Source organism: Actinomadura sp. WMMB 499 (assembly GCF_008824145.1).
Classification (GTDB): Bacteria; Actinomycetota; Actinomycetes; order Streptosporangiales; family Streptosporangiaceae; genus Spirillospora.
On sequence record NZ_CP044407.1, the window covers coordinates 7,345,666 to 7,366,883 of the forward strand.

A 21,218-nucleotide genomic window follows, 5' to 3' on the forward strand; every position below is an offset into this window, starting at 1 on the left:
AGGCGGCCGGGCGGCCCGCCGTTCGCGTCTCATATTTCGGGACGTTGTGTCCAAGGATTTGACGGGCGGCGGTACTTCGGCGAAAGTGGGGCCGTGCAGAGCATCTCCACCATCATCCTCGTAGTACTTGGTCGGCGCGCAGGCTGACCGAGTCCTACCGTCCTGCGCGCCTCCCCTCGACCGCTTCCCGGCGGCGGGGGTTTTTTGTTGCCCGGCGAGCCCAGTCCCTCTCCCCAAGGAACCGCAGATCATGACGACCGAACAGATGACGGGAGCCCAGGCGCTGGTGCGCGCCCTGGAGAACGTCGGCGTCGACACCGTGTTCGGCATTCCGGGTGGCGCGATCCTCCCGGCCTACGACCCGCTCTTCGACTCCGCGAAGCTCCGCCACATCCTCGTCCGGCACGAGCAGGGCGCCGGCCACGCGGCCCAGGGCTACGCGATGGTGACCGGCAAGGTGGGGGTCTGCATGGCCACCAGCGGGCCCGGCGCCACCAACCTCGTCACCGCGATCTCCGACGCCTACATGGACTCCGTGCCGATGGTGGCGATCACCGGCCAGGTCGCGACGTCGCTGATCGGGACCGACGGGTTCCAGGAGGCCGACATCGCCGGCATCACGATGCCGATCACCAAGCACAACTTCCTCGTCACCGACGTCCGCGACATCGGCCGGACGATCGCCGAGGCCTTCCACATCGCGAGCACCGGCCGTCCCGGTCCCGTCCTGGTCGACATCGCCAAGGACGCGCTGCAGGCCAAGGTCGAGTTCGAGTGGCCGGTCAGCCTGCAGCTCCCCGGGTACCGGCCCGTCACCCGGCCGCACTCCAAGCAGGTCCGCGAGGCGGCACGGCTGATCGTCGAGTCCGCGCGCCCGGTGCTGTACGTCGGCGGCGGCGTGCTGAAGGCGGGCGCGTCCGCCGAGCTGAAGGTGCTGGCCGAGCTGACCGGCGCGCCGGTCGTCACCACGCTGATGGCCAAGGGCGCGCTGCCCGACAGCCACCCGCAGCACATGGGCATGCCCGGCATGCACGGCAGCGTCGGCGCCGTCGGCGCCCTGCAGCGCGCCGACCTGCTGGTCACCCTCGGCGCCCGCTTCGACGACCGCGTCACCGGCAAGCTCGACGGGTTCGCGCCCAAGGCGAAGGTCGTGCACGCCGACATCGACCCCGCCGAGATCTCCAAGAACCGGCACGCCGACGTCCCGATCGTCGGGGACGCCCGCGAGGTCATCGCCGACCTGATCGTCGCCGTCCAGAACGAGCACGCCGCGGGCCGCACCGGCGACTACACCGACTGGTGGCGGCAGCTCGACGCGTGGCGCGACACCTACCCGCTCGGGTACGACGCGCCGTCGGACGGGTCGCTGTCGCCGCAGCAGGTCATCGAGCGGATCGGGCAGCTGGCCGGACCGGACGCCTACTACGTCGCGGGCGTCGGGCAGCACCAGATGTGGGCCGCGCAGTTCATCAAGTACGAGCGGCCCGGCGCGTTCCTCAACTCCGGCGGCGCGGGCACGATGGGCTACGCCGTCCCGGCCGCGATGGGCGCCAAGGTCGGCGCGCCCGACACGCAGGTGTGGGCGATCGACGGCGACGGCTGCTTCCAGATGACCAACCAGGAGCTGGCCACCTGCGCCCTCGAGGGCATCCCCGTGAAGATCGCCGTGATCAACAACGGTAACCTCGGCATGGTCCGCCAGTGGCAGACGCTCTTCTACGACGGGCGCTACTCCAACACGAATCTCCAGGCCGCGAAGCGGATTCCCGACTTCGTGAAGCTCGCGGAGGCGTACGGTTGCGTGGGGCTGCGCTGCGAACGGGCCGAGGACGTCGACGCCGTCATCACCAAGGCCATGGAGATCAACGACGCGCCCGTCGTGATCGACTTCGTGGTGCACGAGGACGCCATGGTCTGGCCCATGGTCGCCGCCGGCACCGCCAACGACGACATCAAGATCGCCCGGGACATGGCCCCCGACTGGGAGAACGGAGACTGACCCCGATGAGCCTGCACACCCTCTCGGTGCTGGTGGAGAACAAGCCCGGCATCCTCGCGCGGGTCGCGGCGCTGTTCTCCCGGCGCGGTTTCAACATCGAGTCCCTCGCGGTCGGCGTCACCGAGCATCCGGACATCTCCCGGATGACGATCGTCGTCAACGTCGAGGACCTGCCGCTGGAGCAGGTCACCAAGCAGCTCAACAAGCTGATCAACGTCCTGAAGATCGTCGAGCTGGACCAGTCGGCGTCCGTCCAGCGCGAGCTCGTCCTGGTCAAGGTGCGCGCCGACGCCGAGACCCGCTCGCAGGTCCTGGAGACGGTGAACCTGTTCCGCGCCAAGGTCGTGGACGTCGCCCCGGACGCGGTGACGATCGAGGCCACCGGCAACCGCGACAAGCTGGACGCCTTCATCCGCGTCCTCGAGCCGTTCGGCATCAAGGAGCTGGTGCAGTCCGGCATGGTGGCGATCGGCCGCGGCGCCCGCTCCATCACCGACCGCTCGCTGCGGGCCATCGAGCGCAGCGCGTGACCGTAACCAATCCGATCACTGAAAGGCAGCAGCACTGTGGCTGAGATGTTCTACGACGACGCGGCCGACCTGAGCGTCATCCAGGGCCGGCACGTGGCGATCATCGGCTACGGCAGCCAGGGACACGCGCACGCGCTCTCCCTGCGCGACTCCGGCGTCGACGTGCGGGTCGGGCTCCGCGAGGGGTCGGCCAGCCGGGAGAAGGCCGAGGCCGAGGGCCTGCGCGTCGTCACCCCGGCGGAGGCGGCCGAGGAGGCCGACCTCGTCATGCTGCTCGCTCCCGACCACCACCACCGGGAGATCTTCGAGAAGGACATCAAGCCCGCGCTGGTCGAGGGCGACGCGCTGTTCTTCGGGCACGGCTTCAGCACCCGCTACGGCCTCGTCCAGGCGCCGGAGGGCGTGGACGTGGCGATGGTCGCGCCGAAGGGCCCCGGCCACCTCGTCCGCCGCCAGTTCGTCGCCGGCCGCGGCGTCCCGGTGATCGTCGCGGTGGAGAAGGACCCGTCCGGCAACGCCTGGCCGCTGGCGCTCTCCTACGCCAAGGCCATCGGCGGCCTCCGCGCGGGCGGCATCAAGACGACCTTCACCGAGGAGACCGAGACCGACCTGTTCGGCGAGCAGGCCGTGCTGTGCGGCGGCGCGTCCGAGCTGGTGAAGACCGGGTTCGAGGTGCTGACCGAGGCCGGCTACCAGCCGGAGGTCGCCTACTTCGAGGTGCTGCACGAGCTGAAGCTGATCGTCGACCTCATGTACGAGGGCGGCATCTCGAAGATGTACTGGTCGGTGTCCGACAACGCCGAGTACGGCGGCTACCGGAGCGGCCCGCGCGTGATCACGCCGGAGACCAAGGCCGCGATGAAGAAGATCCTCGGCGAGATCCAGTCCGGCGAGTACGCCAAGGAGCTGGTGAACGAGTTCGAGACCGGCCAGAAGAAGTTCAGCGAGTACCGCGAGAAGATGGCCGAGCACCCGGTCGAGAAGACCGGCGCCGAGCTGCGGCCGATGATGAGCTGGCTCAACGACTGAGCCGACGGCTGGAACGGAGCGCCAGCGGAGTGGAAGTCGGCGGCTCAGTCCGCCCTTGCAGGGGGTGTGGGGGTGTCCCCCACAGAGGTACTGAGCCGACGGACTGAGCCGCAAGACTGAGCCGCAAGACTGAGCCGACGCCCGGACGGTGGCGTCGGCTCAGTCCGTTCCGGAGCGCGTCAGCGCAGCAGGCGGCGCAGCAGCCGCGTGAACGGCGACAGGTTCTCCTGTTCCCGGCCGACCAGCAGCGCGAGGTATCCGCCGCGGGTGAAGTAGACGGTCACGTCCTGCGCCCCGACCGCCCGCCGCTGCGGGCCCGTCCGGACGCCTTCGGGCCGGACGGCGCCGAAGCGCGCCTCGCGGCGGACCCCGAGGGCCGTCGCGGCGATGTGCACGTCGTACCGTCCGGGCGGGATCTCGGACGGGTCGGTGACCAGCTCGAACCCGCCGGGGACGGCCGGGCGGGACGGCGCGGGCAGGCGGTGCTCGCGGCCGGTGGCGCGGTCCCGCAGCAGGATCTCGACGGACGAGCGGTCGGTCGCGACGCGCTGCAGCCGGGCGGCGCCGCGGAGCCGCACCCGGCGGCCCTGCCAGTCGACGCCGTCGAGCCGGTGCTCGACGCCGACCTCCGCGGTGATGTCGACGTCCTGCCGGGGCACGCCGCGCAGGAACGGGTACATCGCGTAGATCCGCCCGCCGACCACCACCGCGCCCGCCGGGCCGCCCTCCACCTCGTCGCGGATCAGCCGTTCCAGCTCGTCGAGCAGGCCGTGCTGGATGCAGAACGCCCGCAGCCGCGCCGACGCGGGCAGCGCCGCGCGGATCACGTCGCTCAGGCCCTCGTCGCCGATGAGCCGGCGGGTGCCCTCGACGAGCCGTGCGCGCTGCAGGGAGTCGAGCTGCAGGAACCGGTGGTCGTACACGCGCAGGACATCGCGCAGGACGCTGATCGAGACATCGGTCGGGACGCTGATGCTGTCGGACGTCACGGTGTCCTCTCCTGATCGCCGGGAACTTCGGTCACGTTAAGCCACCGTTCGGTTTCGCACAGTAAAAGTCTCAGGACCCTGTCTCCCGGGATGCATACTCGGTATTGCCTTGGGTATACGCGGTATGCATACTTCGTAGGCATGTCGATCCGTCATGGCCTCCTGGCGCTGCTGTCCCAGGGGCCCCGCTACGGCTACCAGCTGCGCACCGAGTTCGAGTCGTCCACGGGCGCCACCTGGCCGCTCAACATCGGGCAGGTGTACTCCACCCTCTCCCGGCTCGAACGGGACGACCTGGTCACCCGCGTGGGCGCCGACGACGAGGGCCGGTTCGTCTACCGGATCACCCCGGGCGGCGAGGACGAGGTGCGGCGCTGGTTCGCCACTCCCGTCGCCCGCGCCGACCGGCCCCGCGACGAACTGGCCATCAAGCTGGCGATGGCCGTCACGACGCCCGGCGTCGACGTCGCCCGGGTCGTCCAGGCGCAGCGCACCGCCACCCTGCGCGGCCTGCAGGACCTCACCCGCCTCAAGGCCGAGCCGTCCGCCGAGCCTCCCGGCCAGAGCGACCACGCCTGGCGGCTGGTGCTCGAATCGATGATCTTCCAGGCCGAGGCGGAGATGCGCTGGCTCGACCACTGCGAGTCCTATGTCGCGCGCGCCGTGCCGCCGCCTCCGCCCGTCCCCGGCGAGCCGGAACGGGACCCGTCGCACACCGGGGAGGCGCACCGGTGAGCGTCCTGTCCCTGCGGGACCTCTCCCGCGACCACGGGACGGGCGCCGCGCTCGTCCACGCCCTGCGCGACGTGAGCCTCGACGTCGCCGAGGGTGAGTTCGTGGCCGTCATGGGTCCGTCCGGTTCCGGCAAGTCGACGCTGCTGACGCTCGCGGGCGGGCTCGACACCCCGACCGCCGGGCAGGTGCTGGTCGGCGGCGAGGACATCGGCGGGCTGAAGCCGGCCGCACGCTCGGCGCTGCGCCGCCGCGGCATCGGCTACGTGTTCCAGGACCTCAACCTCGTCCCGAGCCTGACCGCCGCCGAGAACGTCATGCTGCCCCGCGAACTGGACGGCGTCCGCACCCGGAAGGCCCGCGCGGAGGCCCGCGCCGCGCTCGCGGAGATCGGTGTCGGCGACCTCGCGGGCCGGTACCCCGACGAGATGTCCGGTGGCCAGCAGCAGCGCGTGGCGATCGCCCGCGCGCTCGTCGGCGACCGCCGGCTCGTCCTGGCCGACGAGCCGACCGGCGCCCTCGACAGCCGCACCGGGGACGAGGTCATGCGCGTCCTGCGGCGGCGCTGCGACGCGGGCGCCGCCTGCCTGATGGTCACGCACGAGCCGAGGCACGCGGCCTGGGCCGACCGGGCGGTGTTCCTGCGGGACGGCCGCGTCGTCGACGCCACGCCCGCCCGTCCGGGCCCGGAGACCCTGCTGGAGGAGGCCCGGTGACCGGCTACCGGCCCGCGCTGCGCATCGCCTTGCACGACGCGCTGCGCGCCAAGGGACGCACGGCGCTGATCCTGTGCATGATCGGGCTGCCCGTCGCGGCCGTCGTGGCGCTGGGCACGGTGTGGAAGACGCTGGACTGGTCGCCGCGCGAGTCGTTGCCGCACGAGATCGGCGCGGCGGACGCCCGCCTCACCAGCACCGGCCGGGACCCGATCCGGCAGCTGGACCATCAGAGCTCCATCGACCTGCGGCCCGGCCCCCCGCGTCCGGAGACCCGGCCATGGACCACGGCGGAGGTCGCCCGGCTCGCCACCGCCCTGTACGGTCCGGACGCGCGCGTGCTGTCGATGGTGCTCGGGAGGTCGGTCGCCCTCGCGACGTCCGCCGGTCCGCTGCGGGTCCCCCTCACCGAACTGGACGTCCGCGATCCGATGGCGCGCGGGATCCTGGAGATCACCGAGGGGCGGGCGCCCGCGACGCCGGACGAGATCGCGCTGTCGCCCTCGCTCGCCGGGCGCGGCCTCGAGCTCGGCGGCACGGTCCGCGTCGATCGCGCCGGAACGCCCAAGCGCATCGTCGGCTACGTGCGCGACCCGTACTCGCCCCGCGGCGCGGAGCCCACCGAGCACTCCGCCCTCACCCTCCCCGCCGCCATACCCGCCGCCCCCGCCGGATCTTCTGCCGACCCGGCCGACGATGCGACCGGCTCCGCGGACGACGACGCGATCCGGCAATGGCTGGTCGACGCGGGCGAGGCGGTGACCCGGAACGACATCGCCGCGTTCAACGCGGGCGGCTTCATGGTCCTGTGCCTCGAGGCTGTCGAGAATCCGCTGGACGAACCCGAGTCGTCCGGTCCGGCATCGTTGCCCGACTGGCCCTTGAACCGGACGAACGCGGTCGTCGTGCTGGCCGTGGCGATGGTCATGCTGCAGGTCGTGCTGCTGGCGGGTCCCGCGTTCGCCGTTGACGTCCGCAGGCGGCGGCGCCTGCTCGCGCTCGTCGCGGTCGCGGGCGGCGGACCTCGCCACCTTCGGGCCGTCGTCCTGGCCGGGGGCCTGCTCCTCGGGAGCGCGGGCGCGCTGGGCGGCCTGCTGCTCGGGATCGCCGCCGGGGCCGTGACCGGGGAGGTCGTGCGGGCGGCGACGGACGCGGCGGACCGGCCCGTGGGGCCGTTCGACGTGCCGTGGGCGGCGGTCGCCGCGACCGTCCTGCTCGGCACCGCCGCCGGCCTCGTCGCCGCCTACTTCCCGGCCCGCCAGGCCGCGCGCATGGACGTCGTCGCCGCCCTCGCCGGACGCCGCGATCCCGCCCGTGCCCGCAGCGGCCGCCGCCGGGCGGTCGCGGGCGCCGCACTCGCCGCCGCCGGGGTGCTCTGCTGCCTGTTCGGCGTGCGGACGCTGCGCGAGTTCGGCGCGGCCGGCGGCGCCGCCGCGATCATCGTCGGGACGGTCCTGACGGTGCCCTGGCTGGTCGGGGCGCTGGGAGGCGTCGCCGGACGGCTGCCGGTGCCGCTGCGCCTCGCCGTCCGGGACGGCGCCCGCAACCGGGCCCGCACCGCGCCCGCGGTCGCCGCGATCATGGCGGCGGTGGCCGGGGCGACCGCGCTGGCCATCGCCAACGCGGGCGACCTGAAGCAGGCGCGGGAACTCTACAAGGCCGAACTCCCGCAAGGCTCGGCGCTGATCTGGCCGACTCTGGAGAAGGCACCCGCCGCCCGGACGGCCCGCGACGTGACGGGCGGCGACGTGACGGGCGGCGACGTGACGGGCGGAGACCGGACGGTCGCGGCCTGGGCGGAGGCCGTCCGGCGGAACGACGCGCGGGCCGCGGAGGTCCGCGCCGCGATCGAGCGCGAGGTCCCCGGGCTGCCGCTGCTCGACCTGCCGATCCTGCCGGGCCACACCTGCACGCCGCCCGTCAATCCCGCGTGCCACTCGGTGACCTTCAGCACCGGGTACCGCGGTGGAGGCACCGCCTCGCACGCCTTGGAGACGGTCGTGGGCGGCGCCGCCGAGGCCCGGATGCTGCTCGGGCGCGAGGTCCCCGAGGTCACCGAGGCACTGGCCGCCGGCAAGATCGTCGTCTTCGGGGCGCGCACGCCCCCCACGGAGTCGACGACCGCCACCGTCCAGGTGTGGGAGCAGGGGAGACCGAAGCCGCGGACGCTCCGGCAGGTGACGGGGCTCCCGGCGGTCACGGTCGCCATGGACGCGCACGTGCGGGCGCTCGTGCCGCCGTCCGCCGCCGGGCGGATCGGTGTCCCGCCGCGCGTCGCGGCGTTCGGAGTGGACGCGGCCGAACACCGGACCACCGAGCCGGAGGCGGAACGCGTGGACGAGTTGCTCGCCGGGTTCGACGGGACCGAGCAGGGCCGCGTCTACGTCGAGCGCGGCTTCGACCGCACCGAGGGGACGCTGATGTCGGTGCTCGCGGCGGTCGCCGCCGTCCTGACGCTGGGCGGCGCGCTGATCGCCACCGGGCTGTCGGCCGCCGACGCCCGTCCCGACCTCGCCGTCCTCGCCGCGATCGGCGCCCGGCCGCGCACCCGGCGGCTGCTGGCGGCGGGCCAGGCCGCGTTCGTCGCCGTGCTCGGCTGCTGGCTGGGCATCGCGGCCGGGTTCGTCCCCGGTATCGCGGCGTCGCGGGCGCTCACCGAGGAACTGCTGGACGGACCCTCCGGGCAGGGCCCGTTCTTCGACGTTCCATGGACGGTGCTGCTGGTCATCGGTGTCGCGGTGCCGCTGGTCACGGCGCTCGTCGCGGGCCTGTGCGTCCGGTCGAGGCTCCCCGGGGCGACCGCCACCCGCGCCTGACGGCGCCGTGCGAAGCCGCGGGCCGCCGCTGCTGATAGCGTCCGGCTCGTGGCTGAGGGGGGTTCGGCCGGCGGGGGAGCGGGGACCCTCGACCGGGCGCCGGCGGACCGCGCCGGACGGGACGTGCGGCGCCGCTGGGCCGCGCGCGGGCGCCGCCTCGCGGGACCGGCGGCGCTGGTCGCCGTCAGCGCCGCCGTGTACGCGGCGTACTCGCTGCTGTGCCTGTACACGTTCCGGGCCAGCAGCTACGACCTGGTGATCTTCGACCAGGCGGTCCGCTCCTACAGCGGATTCGGGCCGCCGGTCGCGATCGTCAAGGGCGTCCACAACGGGTTCGGGCCCGACTTCTCGGTGCTCGGCGACCACTTCTCGCCGATCCTCGCCGTGCTGGCGCCGCTCTACTGGATCCACGACGGCCCCGGCACGCTGCTGGTCGCGCAGGCCGTGCTGTTCGCGGCCGCGATCGTCCCGATCTTCCGGTACGCGCAGCGGAGGCTGGGCCGGGCCGCCGCCTACTGCGCGTCCGGCGCCTACGCCCTGTCGTGGCCGGTCGCCGAGGCACTCGCGTTCGACTTCCACGAGGTCGCGTTCGTCCCCCTGCTGTCGGCCCTGCTCATCGAGCGGCACGACGCGCGGCGGCGCGGGCAGGCGGCGGCCGTCGCGGTGCTCCTGCTGCTGGTCAAGGAGGACATGGGCCTCCTGCTCGCCGGGTTCGGCCTCTACCTGCTCACCCGCCGCGGCGAGCGCCGCTCCGGCGCCGTCCACATCGCCGCCGGGCTCGCCGCCACCTGGGTCGCCTCGCGCCTGCTCATCCCGGCGGCCGGCGGCGACGAGAACTACTACTGGGCGTACGGGGCGCTCGGCCCCGATCTCCCGCGCGCCGCCGTCCACGCGGTGACGCACCCCTGGGACGTCCTGGCGCTGCTGGGCGATCCGCCCGCCAAGCTCGGCACGATGCTGCTGCTCGCGGCCCCGCTGCTGCTGCTCCCGCTGGCGTCCCCGCTGGCGCTCGTCGCGGTGCCGCTGCTCGCCGAGCGGATGCTGGCCGACGGCTTCGAGAACTGGTGGCAGCCGCAGTACCACTACAACGCGTTCGTCATCGCGGTCCTGGTCATGGCCGCCGTGGACGGGGCGGTGCGGCTGCGCGGGCGCGTCCGTGCGGCCCGCCGCGGCCCGCGCGCCCTGCCCGCGGCGGGACTGCTGGTCGCAGCGGCCCTCACCGTTCCCTTCTTCGCGTTCGGCGATCTCGCCGACCCCTCCCTGTACCGGCGGGACGCGCGCGTGCGGGCGGCCGCCGAGGCCGCCGCGCACGTCCCGTCCGGCGCGCTCGTCGAGGCGGCGAACAGCGTCGGGCCCGCGCTCTCGGCCCGTACCCGCGTGCTGCTCCTGGACCGGTGGCCCCGCAGCGCGCCGTGGGTCGTCGCCGACGTCGAGCGGCTGACGTTCCCGTTCCGCTCGGTGGACGATCAGCGCGTGCGCGTCCGGGGACTGCTGCACCTCGGGTACAGGGAGGTCTACCGGAGCGGCGGGTACGTCGTCCTGCACCACTCCGGATACCCGCCGACCGGGAATTTTGGACGGACGTCCAATACTCCGTGAAGATCGGCTGGTCAAAATGCCGGTGAAGGTGTCATTAAGGTAAATTTGCCTATCATTTTCGCCATGCCTGCCTGATACTTGAAGTGAGTCGCGACGGCAGCGCGCGGCGCGGGCGGCCGAGCCCGCGAAGCCCCCGGTGACGTGGCCGGAACGACGCAGGGGCGGAGTCACGGAGCGAGGCCGGAGACGGTCCGGGGCAGGCGCGGAATTCGCCCACCGCGCGCCGGTGCCGCGGATGGGAATTCCCGGCCGGAAGGCGCGGCGCGGGGTGGAACATGTCGAATGGTCATGACGTGCCGGCCGAGGCCGTCCGGCGCTTCGAGACCTGCGGCCGGGCGTGGATCGGCGCCCTGCGGCACGTCTGGTCCGCCGGGGAGGCCGGCCTGGCCGACCACGGCCCCACCATCGAGGGCCCGCCGCTGCTGTTCGAGATCGCCTCGCTCAGCTGGGAGGACCCGATCGTGCGCGAGTACGGCGACCGCTCCCGCCTCGTCCGCCGCGCGGAGGAGCGCACGGGACACGGCGCCCGTCCCGGCGCCCCGCCGGAGGGCGCGTCCGGCGGGACGCGCCCGGACGCCGAGCAGATCCGCTGGGTCGTCGACCTCCTGCGCGCCCGCCCCTGGACCACCAGTGCCTGGATCTCCCTCACCGTGCCCGCCGAGCCGCCGGGCGCCGTGCCGTCCGGCGCCGCGCCCGCCCCGGCCGCGCTCGCCTTCCGCATCCGCGGCTACCGGCTGATGATGACGGCGATGTTCCGCGCGCAGAACGTCCACCGCGCCTACCTCGCCTACATCCCCCTGCACGAGACGCAGGCCGCCGTGGCCGAATCGCTCGGCCTCCCGCACGGCCCGCTCCGCGTCTTCGTCGACGTCCCGCACCTCCGGGTCGCCGACGCCGACCGCGTCGCGACCATCCTCGCCTCCCAGCCGGAACCGAACGCCGCGTGACCGGGCCGGACGAGGCGGACATCGGTGAGTTACCGGCCGGTGTTTCCCCGTGGACGATGCGACCGCGCGCCGGAGAGATAGACTCGCGGACGGGCGAGCGCACGACGAGGTGACTCGCGACTCCAGCTGCAGACCACCCGAACACCCGACTTTCGAAGGACCTTTCCTTGAGCAAGCCCGTCGTCCTCGTCGCAGAAGAACTCTCACCCGCCGGCATCGCCGTGCTGGAGTCCGACTTCGAGGTCCGCCACGTCGACGGAAGCGACCGCGAGCAGCTACTGCCCGCGGTGGCCGACGTCGACGCGCTGATCGTCCGCAGCGCCACCAAGGTCACCGCGGAGGTGTTCCGGCACGCCGCGAAGCTGCGCGTCGTCGCCCGCGCCGGCGTCGGCCTCGACAACGTCGACGTGGAGGCCGCCACCAAGGCCGGCGTCATGGTCGTCAACGCGCCCACGTCCAACATCGTCACCGCCGCCGAGCACGCCATCGCGCTGCTGCTGGCCACCGCCCGGAACGTGCCACAGGGCCACGCCGCGCTCAAGCAGGGCGAGTGGAAGCGGTCCAAGTACACCGGCGTCGAGCTGCAGGGCAAGACGGTCGGCGTCCTCGGCCTCGGCCGCATCGGCGTCCTCGTCGCCCAGCGCCTCGCCGCGTTCGACATGAACGTCATCGCGTTCGACCCCTACGTGCAGGCCGCCCGCGCCGCGCAGCTCGGCGTGAAGCTCGTCACGCTCGACGAGGTGCTCGCCGAGAGCGACTTCATCACCGTGCACCTGCCGAAGACCCCCGAGACCCTCGGGCTCATCGGCGACCGCGAGCTGCACCGGGTCAAGCCCAGCGTCCGGATCGTCAACGCCGCCCGCGGCGGCATCGTCGACGAGAACGCGCTGGAGCTGGCGATCAAGGACGGCCGCGTCGCCGCCGCCGGCCTCGACGTGTTCAGCAGCGAGCCCTGCACCGACAGCCCGCTGTTCCACCACGACAACGTCGTGGTCACCCCGCACCTGGGCGCCAGCACCCACGAGGCGCAGGAGAAGGCGGGCACCCAGGTCGCCCGCTCGGTGATGCTCGCGCTCTCCGGCGAGTTCGTCCCGGACGCCGTCAACGTGCAGGGCGGCGCCGTCGCCGAGGACGTCAAGCCCGGCCTGCCGCTCGCCGAGAAGCTCGGCCGGATCTTCACCGCGCTCGCCGGCGGCGTCCCGGTCCGCCTCGACGTCGTCGTCCGCGGCGAGATCGCCGAGCACGACGTCAAGGTGCTCGAGCTGGCCGCGCTCAAGGGCGTCTTCGTGGACGTCATCGAGGAGGCCGTCACCTTCGTGAACGCGCCGCTGCTGGCCCGCGACCGCGGCGTCGAGGTGACCCTCACCACCAGCGAGGACAGCCCCGACTGGCGCAACGTCGTCCAGGTGCGCGGCACCATGGCGGGCGGCGAGGTCGTGTCGGTGTCGGGCACCCTCACCGGCCCCAAGCACGCCGAGCGGCTCGTCGAGATCAACGGCTACGACATGGAGCTGGTCCCGACCGCGCACATGGCGTTCTTCTCCTACGTCGACCGCCCCGGCATCGTCGGCGCCGTCGGCAAGCTGCTCGGCGACGAGCAGGTCAACATCGCCGGCATGCAGGTCGGCCGGGACGCCAAGGGCGGCCGCGCGCTGATCGCGCTCACCGTCGACACCGCCATCCCGGCCCAGCTCGTCGACGCCATCACGACCGCGGTCGGCGCCGACATGGGCCGCCGCGTCGACCTGGACGCCTGACCGGACGGTCCGGCGGGACATGACCGCCGAGGGGCGGGCGCCCGGCATCGTGCCGGGCGCCCGCCCCTTCGCCGTCCGGCCCGCTTGGCCTCTCGCATACTGAGATTTTCGGCCACGGTTCGGGACAAGCACGAGGCGGCGCGGGTACCGTGGCTGGGAGTATGCGGCGCTTCGTGGTGATCCTTCGCTGCCGCAGCGGGGCCTGAGCATCGGCGGGCCGTCCCGCTGCGGAGGCAGCGCACGGCCATGAGCCCGATGCCGCGCCGGACCGTGCGAACCACGGCCGCCCGGCGCCCCGTACGCCATCCGCTCAGCGACACCGGAGACTCCCATGAACACCACCGTGCCCGCCGCCCAGCCGTCCGACGACGCCCGCGACGAGGCGGCCCGCGCCCTGCAGACCGCCCTGGACCGCCGCGACAACGGCGGCCACCCCGCCCGCTGACCGGGCCCGCCGCCGTGCGGCGCGAGCCGCCGGGCGGCCCGTCCGGCGGCGCCGGAGGCCGGGGCGGGCACCTCCGTCCGTCCCCGGCGTCCGTTCTTCTCGAGACCGCCCGTCCTCCGTCGGTTCGCCCCGCGTCGCCGGGAACGGGACGCGACCGCGAACGGGCCGGTCGGCGTTGCCGGACGCCGGGACGGCACGGCAGGGTCGAGACATGACGCCGAACGCCCGCGTGACCGCCGAGCCCGCCGAATCCGGTGAGGTCGTCCAGGTTCTCGGAGACGTCGGGCGGCTCGGACCCTACTTCGAGATCCGTACCGACCCGGCGGAGGCGGCCGACCCCACCTGGCGCCCGTTCCCCGAGACCGACCGGGCGCGGCTCGCCGAGCTCACCGACCGGTACGCCGAACGGCTCGGCACGGCCGAACGCCGCGTCGCCGCGTCCATCCTGTACCAGGGGCTCGCGTCCCGGCTGTGGTCGCCCGTGGTCGCCGCGGCGGCACGGGGCGTCGTGCCCGATCTCGCGGGACTGCACTGGCGGTGGGCGCCCGGCGCGCCCGTCGCGCTGTGGCTGGCCGCGCCCGGCGGATGGCGCGCCGGCCGGACGGACGACGCCGCGCGCCTCGTCCACGACACCGTCGTCACCCGGGCCCTCGAACCGCTCCGGGACGCCCTGTCCGGGGTCGTCCGGCTCGCCGACGGGCTGGTCTGGGGGAACGCGGCATCGGCGCTCGCCGGAAGCCTGCAGGCGGGCCCGCGCGACCCCGGCCGGGCGGCGCTCGTCCGGCACCTGCTGTCGCTCCCGCCGCTGGACGGCACCGGCGAGTTCGGCCCCGCCGGGTTCGTCCGGCGGAGCTGCTGCCTGTACTACCGGGTGCCGCCCGGCGGCGGGTACTGCGGCGACTGCGCCCTGATCGAGCGGGGTTAGCCGGCGGGCTCGGGCCCGGATGCGGCCGGCGCCGTCCGGCGGGCGAGCGCCCGTTCCGACAGCAGGCCGAACACGACGCCCAGCGTCGTCCACAGCGCCAGCTGGATGCCCAGCGACGCGATCCGGAAGTCCCACAGCACCGTGGCGGGGAAGCCGTCCGGGAGCGCGTCGGGGTCCGGGGTGAGCCGGTTCGCGACGGCGATCAGCACCACGAACCCGGCGGCGGTCACGATCGTCGCGTTCCAGGCGCCGAGCCGGGGGGCGAGGCGCCGGCCCACGACCAGCGCGGCCGCGGTCGCCAGGACGCCGAGCGCCGCCATCCCGAAGTACAGGACGGTCCGGCTCCCGATCGTCTCGGGGTCGCCGACCGCCGGGGGCGTCGCCGGGTACTTCAGGAACGGGACGAGCACGAGCGCGACGAACCCGGCCGGTGCGACCACGGCGGCGGTGCCGCGGGCGCCGAGCGCGCCGAGGCGTCCCTGCGCGAACGCGAAGGCGATCGCGAAGAGGCCGCCGACCGCGACCCCGTACACGCCGACCGCCGTGATCAGGCCGACGGTCTGCTGCGCGGTGCGGCTCACCACCTCCTCCTCGTGCCCGTGGTCCCCGGCGGCGTGGGCGGCCGCCTCCTCGAAGGCGATGGCGTCGGCGACCTGCGGCTCCCCGTAGATCCACGCGACGACCAGCGCGACGGCGGCGGCGGCGAGCCCCGCGAGCATGCCCCGGACGAGCAGTTGTCTCATCATCGCGGCGGCCCTCAGTGGCAGGGGAAGCCGAGCAGGTGCCGGCCGTCGTGGGTGAACTCGTGGATCCAGGTGCCGCCGAACACGGACGTCGCGCCCTGCTCGGCGCCGACGAAGTAGATCAGGACTGCGGCCAGGACGATCGCGAAGACCGCCCAGGGCAGGATCTCGCGGACCGGGACGCGGACGGGCGCCGCCGGGCGCGCGTCCGGCGCGCCTGCGGGCGGTACGGCGGGCTGGGCCATGGGGGTCTCCTCACGGGGGTCGCTCGCCCCCGGTTCGGGAGGACGACGGGTCAGTGTCCTGACTCCCGGATCACCGCCTCCCGCCGACCTTCCGGCCCGATCGGCCGTGGTCGTCCCCGGGGGAGGCTCCCCGGTCACAGTGGCGGGACCGTCCTGGAATCGCACCAGAGTTCCTGCGCACCGTCGCCTCGATGTGAGCTTGTCGAGCAGAGCGTGCTCCCGGGGGGCCGGGCGAGTCAAGACACGATTGCCCGGAATGCGAGACGCGAGCCCATGCAGTGAGACGTTTGCAGTAGAGTGCGCCCATGGCATCCCGCAGCATCCGTCTGGCCGTCATCCCCGGTGACGGGATCGGCCCCGAGGTGGTCGCCGAAGGACTGAAGGTCCTCGAGGCGGTCGCGCCGTCCGGCGGCCTGAAGTTCGAGCAGACCTCCTACGACCTGGGCGCCGCGCGCTGGCACCGGACGGGCGAGACGCTGCCCGACTCGGTCCTGGCCGAGCTGCGCGAGCAGGAGGTCATCCTGCTCGGTGCCGTCGGCGACCCCAGCGTGCCGAGCGGGGTGCTGGAGCGCGGGCTGCTGCTGCGGACCCGGTTCGAGCTCGACCACTACGTCAACCTGCGCCCGGTCCGGCTGTTCCCGGGCGTCACGACCCCGCTCGCGGGCGTCACCCCGGACGACATCGACATGATCGTCGTCCGCGAGGGCACCGAGGGCCCGTACACCGGCGTCGGCGGTGTCCTGCGCAAGGGCACCCGGCACGAGGTCGCGACGCAGGAGAGCGTCAACACCGCGTTCGGTGTCGAGCGGGTGATCCGGTACGCGTTCGAGGTCGCCGCGGGGCGCCCGCGCAAGCACCTCACGCTCGTCCACAAGGACAACGTCCTGACCTTCGCCGGTGACCTCTACCAGCGGACGCTGGCGCGCGTCGCCGAGGAGTACCCGCAGGTCACGACCGCCTACACGCACGTCGACGCGGCGACGATGTTCTTCGTGAACGACCCGGCGCGGTTCGACGTCGTCGTCACCGACAACCTGTTCGGCGACATCATCACCGACATCGGCGCCGCCATCGCGGGCGGCATCGGCCTGGCCGCCTCCGGCAACGTCAACCCGGACCGGACGGCGCCGTCGATGTTCGAGCCCGTGCACGGCAGCGCGCCCGACATCGCGGGGCAGGGCAAGGCCGACCCGACCGCCACGATCCTGTCGGTCGCGATGCTGCTCGACCACGCCGGCGCCGGCGACGCGGCGCGCCGCGTCGAGCGGGCCGTGTCGGACGACCTGGACGAGCGCGGCGCCCTGGGCGCCCGCTCGACCGCGCAGATCGGGGACGCGATCGCCAAGCGAGTATCCGGCTAGGGGCGCGCCTCTCTGCCGGAACGCAGACACAGCCGGAACAGGGACACTCCGGGCGCGCCGTGCGGCGCGCCCGGTTTTTCGTGTGCGCCGTTACCGAGGAGTTGGCTCCACGAAGTACGACAATGAGGACTAAGACGCCTATGCGGCGACGGGGCCGCACCGGCGATCCGGAGAGGACGACCGCGATGAGCAGCAACCTGGACTTCGAGATCATGCGCACCGACCGGCCCGCGTCGGCCGCCGAGCGCGAACGCGTCCTGGCCGATCCGGGGTTCGGCCAGCACTTCACCGACCACATGGTCACGATCCGCTACTCGGCGGAGCGCGGCTGGTACGACGCGAAGCTCGAGCCGTACGGGCCGATCCCGATGGACCCCGCGTGCCAGGTGTTCCACTACGCGCAGGAGCTCTTCGAAGGACTCAAGGCCTACAAGCAGCCGGACGGCTCGATCGTCACCTTCCGCCCGTACATGAACGCCGCGCGGATGAACCGCTCCGCGAAGCGGATGGCGATGCCGCAGATCCCGGACGAGCTGTTCGTGCGGGCCTGCGAGCTGCTCGTCGGCACCGACCGCGACTGGGTTCCCGACACCGAGGGGCACAGCCTCTACCTGCGCCCGTTCATGTTCGCGACGACGCGCGCGCTCGGCGTGAACAACCCGGCGAGCGAGTTCCTGTTCATGGTCATCGCGTCGCCGTCCGGGCTGTACTACCCGCGCGGGATCAAGCCGGTCTCGGTGTGGCTGTCGCAGGACTACACGCGCGCGGCGCCGGGCGGCACGGGCGAGGCGAAGTTCGGCGGCAACTACGCGGCGTCGTTCGCCGGGCAGGCCGAGGCCGTCGAGCAGGGCTGCGACCAGGTCGTCTGGCTCGACGCGGTGGAGCACCGCTGGGTCGAGGAGGTCGGGTCGATGAACCTCATGTTCGTCTACGGCTCCGGCTCGGACGCGCGCGTCCTCACGCCCGCGCTGACCGGCACGCTGCTCGCGGGCATCACCCGCGACTCGATGCTCAAGCTCGCGCCCGACCTCGGCATCCAGGCCGAGGAGGGCAAGATCAGCATCGAGGAGTGGCAGGCGGGCTGCGAGTCCGGCGAGATCACCGAGGTGTTCGGCTGCGGCACCGCCGCGATCATCAGCCCGGTCGGGCACGTCAAGGGGCACGACCGGGAGTGGAAGATCGGCGACGGCGAGCCCGGCGAGATCTCGATGCGGCTGCGCGAGGAACTGATCGGCATCCAGTACGGCACCAAGCCGGACCCCTACGGCTGGGTCCACAAGATCGCCTGAGCCGGGCCGGGAAGCGGCCCGGGCCGGTGGTCCGGGCCGGTGGCCCGCATGGGACGCGGGCCACCGGGACGGTCACCGGTTCCGGACGTCAGTGCCTGATGTCCACCGACGTCTTCACGACGGGACCGGTGGACTTCGGTGCGTACCGGCGGGTCGGGTCGATCGCGTACCGGAACTCGAAGCCGACGTGGGCGACGCCGGGCCGTCCGCCGACCTGCACCCGGAACCGGCAGTGACCGGTCAGCTCGTAGACCTTCTTGGCACGGTGCGGCCGGACCGTCGAGTGCCACGTGTACCCGACGGGGATGACGTGCCGGTCGTGGTAGCGGCCGTTCAGGCCGCGCGCGACGCAGGTGGCCTTGCCGCGCGCGATCGCCTTGAGCTTCTTGTTGGTGATGACGAACGCCCACGGCATCGGGTACCGCTTGGAGTGGCTGCCGCGGAGGTCGACCTGGGCGTGGAAGCGGCCCACCCGGTCCCGGTAGCTGAACGACGGCTTCCGCTTGGTGAAGACGAAGTTCCGCGCCTGCGTCTTCGCGGCGGGCGCGGCGGCGGGCGCCGTGGCGGGCTGGGCGGCGGGCAGGGCGGTGACCGCCCCTCCGGCGCCGGTGGCCGGGCCGAGCGTCAGGGCCAGGGCGGCGGCCGAGACGACGGCGATTCCCCCGATTCTGTGCATTCCGGGTTTCCCTTCAGGAAGGATTCCCGCCCGCGGGCTCGCGGGGCGGGCATGACCGTCCACCGGTCGGGACGGGGCGGGTCAGTCGCGGTCCCAGGTGATGTCGACGTCGAACATCGACGGCTCGTCGCCGGACGGTCCGTCCGGCGTCCGGTCCGGGGCGGGGTCCGGCGGCGGGCCGCCGGGAGCGCGGACGTCCAGTGCCCGGTAGGCGTAGCCGTCCTGCTCTTCCTCCTCCCACGTGAAGACGACCTCTTCACCGGGCGTCAGCGACGCGAACGCCCCCGGCTCCCCGGTGCGGACGGAGGAGAAGTGCGTCCAGACCCCGCCCGGCAGCTCGGGCGAGACGAGCACGCCCCAGCCGGCCTCGTCGTCCCACGACAGGACCGTCCCGTGCGCTGCGGCACCGCTCATCTGACCCCCCGATTAGATGGACCTTGGAATCGTCGTCCACCCTCATCTTGCAGGGAATATGCCTGAGAGTAATGAAAGAGTCGCTCGTGGTGCCGTCAACTTGCGGTGCCGTCAGCGCGTCGCGGCGCGCGGGGGACGGCGGCGCGGATCGGCGACCGGGACGGCGTCGAGCAGGCTCCGGGTGTACGGGTGCCGGGGGTCGGCGAAGAGCGTCGCCGCGTCGGCCTCCTCCACCACCCTGCCCCGCCGCATCACCGCGATCCGGTCGGCGATCAGCCGGACCAGCGACAGGTCGTGGGACACGAAGACGTAGGCGACGCCGCGTTCCCGCTGCAGCTCGCGCAGCAGATTGATGACCTGGGCGCGGATCGAGACGTCGAGCGCGGCGACCGGCTCGTCGCAGACGACGAGGTCGGGTTCGACGGCGAGGGCCCGGGCGATCGCGATGCGCTGCAGCTGCCCGCCGGAGAACTCGTGCGGGTAGCGCTCGGTCTGGTGCCCGGCGATGCCGACACGGTCGAGCAGTTCGAGCACCCGGTCGCGGCGCTCGGATCCGCCGAGGCCGAAATGCACGGTCAGCGGTTCGCCCACCGCGTCCGCGACGACCATGCGCGGGTCGAGCGACGAGTAGGGGTCCTGGAAGATCATCTGCATGCGCTTGCGGAGCGCGCGCATCCGCCGGGCCGGGAGGGCCAGCACGTCCGTGCCGTCGAGCGTCACCTCGCCCGCGTCGGGGCGGATCAGCCGCAGCACGAGCCGCCCGACCGTCGACTTCCCCGCGCCGGACTCGCCGACGATGGCGAGCGTCTCGCCCCGGCGGACGTGCAGGTCGACGCCTTGCACCGCGTGCGTCCACCCGGTGGGCCGGCCCAGCAGCGACCGTCCGCCGGGGAACGACTTCCGCAGGCCCGTCGCGGTCAGGAGGGTCTCGTTCACCGCACACCTTCCAGCGCCAGCGCGTCCCGCAGCAGGCAGCGGACGAGCGCGCCCCCGCCCACCGGGACGAGCGCGGGCGGCTCGCTCGCGCAGCGGTCCCCGGCGTGCGCGCAGCGGGGATGGAACCGGCATCCGGCCGGCCACGCGTGGGCCGGGGGGACGACGCCGGGGATGGCGACGAGTTCGCCGCCCGTGCCGCCGCCCGTGCCGCCGCCCGTGCCGCCGCCCGTGTGCACGTCCGGGATCGACCGCAGCAGCGCGGCCGTGTAGGGGTGGCGCGGGCGCAGGAACAGGTCCTCGGCCGGTGCCTGCTCCACGATCTGCCCGGCGTACATCACCGCGACCCGGTCGCACATCTGGGCGATCACCCCGAGGTCGTGGGAGATGAACAGCACCGCGAGCCCCAGTTCGTCCTGCAGGTCCCGGATCAGCCGCAGGACCTGGGACTGGGCGGTGACGTCGAGTGCCGTCGTGGGCTCGTCCGCGATCAGCAGCTCCGGCGAGCAGCTGAGCGCGATCGCGAGCATGACGCGCTGCGCCATGCCGCCGCTGAACTGGTGCGGGTACTCGCGCACCCGCCGCCGCGCGGCCGGGATCCCGACCAGCTCCAGCATCTCCACGGCCCGTTTCCCCGCGTCGCGGCGGGAGAGCCCGAGGTGGGCGCGGACGGTCTCGGCGATCTGGTCCCCGACGGTGAACGCCGGGTCGAGGCTGCGGCGGGACTCCTGGAAGATCATCCCGATCCGCCGCCCGCGGACCTTCCGCAGTTCCCGCCGGGGGAGCCCGCGCAGCTCGCGGCCGTCCAGCCGCACCGAGCCCTCGGGCACCCTGCCGCCGGGCCCGTCGACCATCCCCAGCAGTGCCAGCGACGTGACGGTCTTGCCGGAGCCGGACTCGCCGACCAGCCCGAACGTCTCGCCCGCGTGGACGGTGAAGCTCACCTCGCGGGCCACCTGGACCGGTCCGTGCTCGGTGGAGAACTCGACCGCGAGGTTCTCCACCTCGAGCAGCGGCCGGCCCGCCGGTGCGGGCGCCGCTGCCGGGGGGACCGGTGCGCTCGGGTCGTCCAT

The 21,218-nt window shown here is 73.4% G+C and carries 19 protein-coding genes and 1 riboswitch; of the genes, 12 read left to right on the top strand and 7 right to left on the bottom strand.

Annotated features, from left to right (window positions below; translation table 11 throughout):
* Positions 1 to 250: 250 nt before the first annotated feature.
* The 3 genes from F7P10_RS33155 to ilvC are packed head-to-tail and all read left to right on the top strand — an operon-like array spanning position 251 to position 3,558.
* On the top strand, positions 251 to 1,999 hold the full coding sequence (locus tag F7P10_RS33155; RefSeq protein ID WP_151015530.1) for an acetolactate synthase large subunit: 1,749 nt from the start codon (positions 251 to 253) through the stop codon (positions 1,997 to 1,999).
* Between the two features lie 5 nt (positions 2,000 to 2,004).
* On the top strand, positions 2,005 to 2,529 hold the full coding sequence (gene ilvN / locus F7P10_RS33160; protein WP_151015532.1) for an acetolactate synthase small subunit: 525 nt from the start codon (positions 2,005 to 2,007) through the stop codon (positions 2,527 to 2,529).
* Positions 2,530 to 2,574: 45 nt separating this feature from the next.
* Positions 2,575 to 3,558 (top strand): ketol-acid reductoisomerase, encoded by a 984-nt coding sequence (ilvC, locus tag F7P10_RS33165; RefSeq protein ID WP_151015534.1) that lies wholly within the window; start codon positions 2,575 to 2,577, stop codon positions 3,556 to 3,558.
* 179 nt (positions 3,559 to 3,737) lie between these two features.
* On the opposite strand, the gene F7P10_RS33170 is transcribed toward ilvC, so the two are convergent.
* Positions 3,738 to 4,547: a hypothetical protein gene (locus F7P10_RS33170; protein WP_254716155.1), complete on the bottom strand. Its 810-nt coding sequence runs from the start codon at positions 4,545 to 4,547 to the stop codon at positions 3,738 to 3,740.
* A 141-nt stretch (positions 4,548 to 4,688) separates the two neighbouring features.
* Here F7P10_RS33170 and F7P10_RS33175 point away from each other — a divergent pair, with 141 nt between their 5' ends.
* From F7P10_RS33175 to F7P10_RS33205, 7 genes are all read left to right on the top strand, one after another.
* Complete coding sequence (locus F7P10_RS33175; protein WP_151015536.1) at positions 4,689 to 5,282, top strand: PadR family transcriptional regulator; 594 nt, start codon at positions 4,689 to 4,691, stop codon at positions 5,280 to 5,282.
* The gene (locus F7P10_RS33180) at positions 5,279 to 5,995 is read left to right on the top strand and encodes an ABC transporter ATP-binding protein (RefSeq protein ID WP_151015538.1); all 717 of its coding nucleotides are present in this window, start codon (positions 5,279 to 5,281) and stop codon (positions 5,993 to 5,995) included. Before F7P10_RS33175 ends, F7P10_RS33180 begins: the two co-directional genes overlap by 4 nt.
* Complete coding sequence (locus F7P10_RS33185) at positions 5,992 to 8,811, top strand: ABC transporter permease (RefSeq protein WP_151015540.1); 2,820 nt, start codon at positions 5,992 to 5,994, stop codon at positions 8,809 to 8,811. Before F7P10_RS33180 ends, F7P10_RS33185 begins: the two co-directional genes overlap by 4 nt.
* Positions 8,812 to 8,859: 48 nt before the next feature.
* The gene (locus F7P10_RS33190; RefSeq protein ID WP_151015542.1) at positions 8,860 to 10,410 is read left to right on the top strand and encodes a DUF2079 domain-containing protein; all 1,551 of its coding nucleotides are present in this window, start codon (positions 8,860 to 8,862) and stop codon (positions 10,408 to 10,410) included.
* A 275-nt stretch (positions 10,411 to 10,685) separates the two neighbouring features.
* Positions 10,686 to 11,357 carry a hypothetical protein gene (locus F7P10_RS33195; RefSeq protein ID WP_151015544.1) on the top strand — a complete coding sequence of 224 codons (672 nt, stop codon included), beginning with the start codon at positions 10,686 to 10,688 and terminating at the stop codon, positions 11,355 to 11,357.
* A gap of 167 nt (positions 11,358 to 11,524) precedes the next feature.
* Entirely contained in the window at positions 11,525 to 13,114 is a 1,590-nt protein-coding gene (gene serA, locus F7P10_RS33200) for a phosphoglycerate dehydrogenase (RefSeq protein ID WP_151015546.1), read from the top strand.
* Positions 13,115 to 13,770: 656 nt separating this feature from the next.
* Positions 13,771 to 14,484, top strand: a complete 714-nt coding sequence (locus F7P10_RS33205) for a (2Fe-2S)-binding protein (RefSeq protein WP_151015548.1) — start codon at positions 13,771 to 13,773, stop codon at positions 14,482 to 14,484.
* Here the strand turns inward: F7P10_RS33205 and F7P10_RS33210 are convergent.
* On the bottom strand, positions 14,481 to 15,230 hold the full coding sequence (locus tag F7P10_RS33210; protein WP_151015549.1) for a CbtA family protein: 750 nt from the start codon (positions 15,228 to 15,230) through the stop codon (positions 14,481 to 14,483). The two genes, F7P10_RS33205 and F7P10_RS33210, sit on opposite strands and share 4 nt — an antisense overlap.
* An 11-nt stretch (positions 15,231 to 15,241) precedes the next feature.
* The gene (locus F7P10_RS33215) at positions 15,242 to 15,472 is read right to left on the bottom strand and encodes a CbtB domain-containing protein (RefSeq protein ID WP_151015551.1); all 231 of its coding nucleotides are present in this window, start codon (positions 15,470 to 15,472) and stop codon (positions 15,242 to 15,244) included.
* A 51-nt stretch (positions 15,473 to 15,523) separates the two neighbouring features.
* Positions 15,524 to 15,648, bottom strand: a riboswitch (cobalamin riboswitch).
* Between the two features lie 129 nt (positions 15,649 to 15,777).
* Between F7P10_RS33215 and F7P10_RS33220 the strand changes: the two genes are divergently transcribed.
* Both F7P10_RS33220 and F7P10_RS33225 read left to right on the top strand, forming a co-directional pair.
* The gene (locus F7P10_RS33220) at positions 15,778 to 16,833 is read left to right on the top strand and encodes a 3-isopropylmalate dehydrogenase (RefSeq protein ID WP_151015553.1); all 1,056 of its coding nucleotides are present in this window, start codon (positions 15,778 to 15,780) and stop codon (positions 16,831 to 16,833) included.
* A 185-nt stretch (positions 16,834 to 17,018) separates the two neighbouring features.
* The gene (locus F7P10_RS33225; protein ID WP_151015555.1) at positions 17,019 to 18,122 is read left to right on the top strand and encodes a branched-chain amino acid aminotransferase; all 1,104 of its coding nucleotides are present in this window, start codon (positions 17,019 to 17,021) and stop codon (positions 18,120 to 18,122) included.
* Between the two features lie 88 nt (positions 18,123 to 18,210).
* On the opposite strand, the gene F7P10_RS33230 is transcribed toward F7P10_RS33225, so the two are convergent.
* The 4 genes from F7P10_RS33230 to F7P10_RS33245 form a co-directional block, all read right to left on the bottom strand.
* Complete coding sequence (locus F7P10_RS33230; protein ID WP_151015557.1) at positions 18,211 to 18,798, bottom strand: hypothetical protein; 588 nt, start codon at positions 18,796 to 18,798, stop codon at positions 18,211 to 18,213.
* Positions 18,799 to 18,879: 81 nt separating this feature from the next.
* Positions 18,880 to 19,212, bottom strand: a complete 333-nt coding sequence (locus F7P10_RS33235) for a cold-shock protein (protein ID WP_218040220.1) — start codon at positions 19,210 to 19,212, stop codon at positions 18,880 to 18,882.
* Between the two features lie 111 nt (positions 19,213 to 19,323).
* Positions 19,324 to 20,148 (bottom strand): ABC transporter ATP-binding protein, encoded by an 825-nt coding sequence (locus F7P10_RS33240; protein ID WP_151015559.1) that lies wholly within the window; start codon positions 20,146 to 20,148, stop codon positions 19,324 to 19,326.
* Positions 20,145 to 21,218, bottom strand: coding sequence for an ABC transporter ATP-binding protein (locus F7P10_RS33245; protein WP_151015561.1), 1,074 nt, complete (start codon positions 21,216 to 21,218; stop codon positions 20,145 to 20,147). The genes F7P10_RS33240 and F7P10_RS33245 overlap by 4 nt, the downstream gene beginning before the upstream one ends.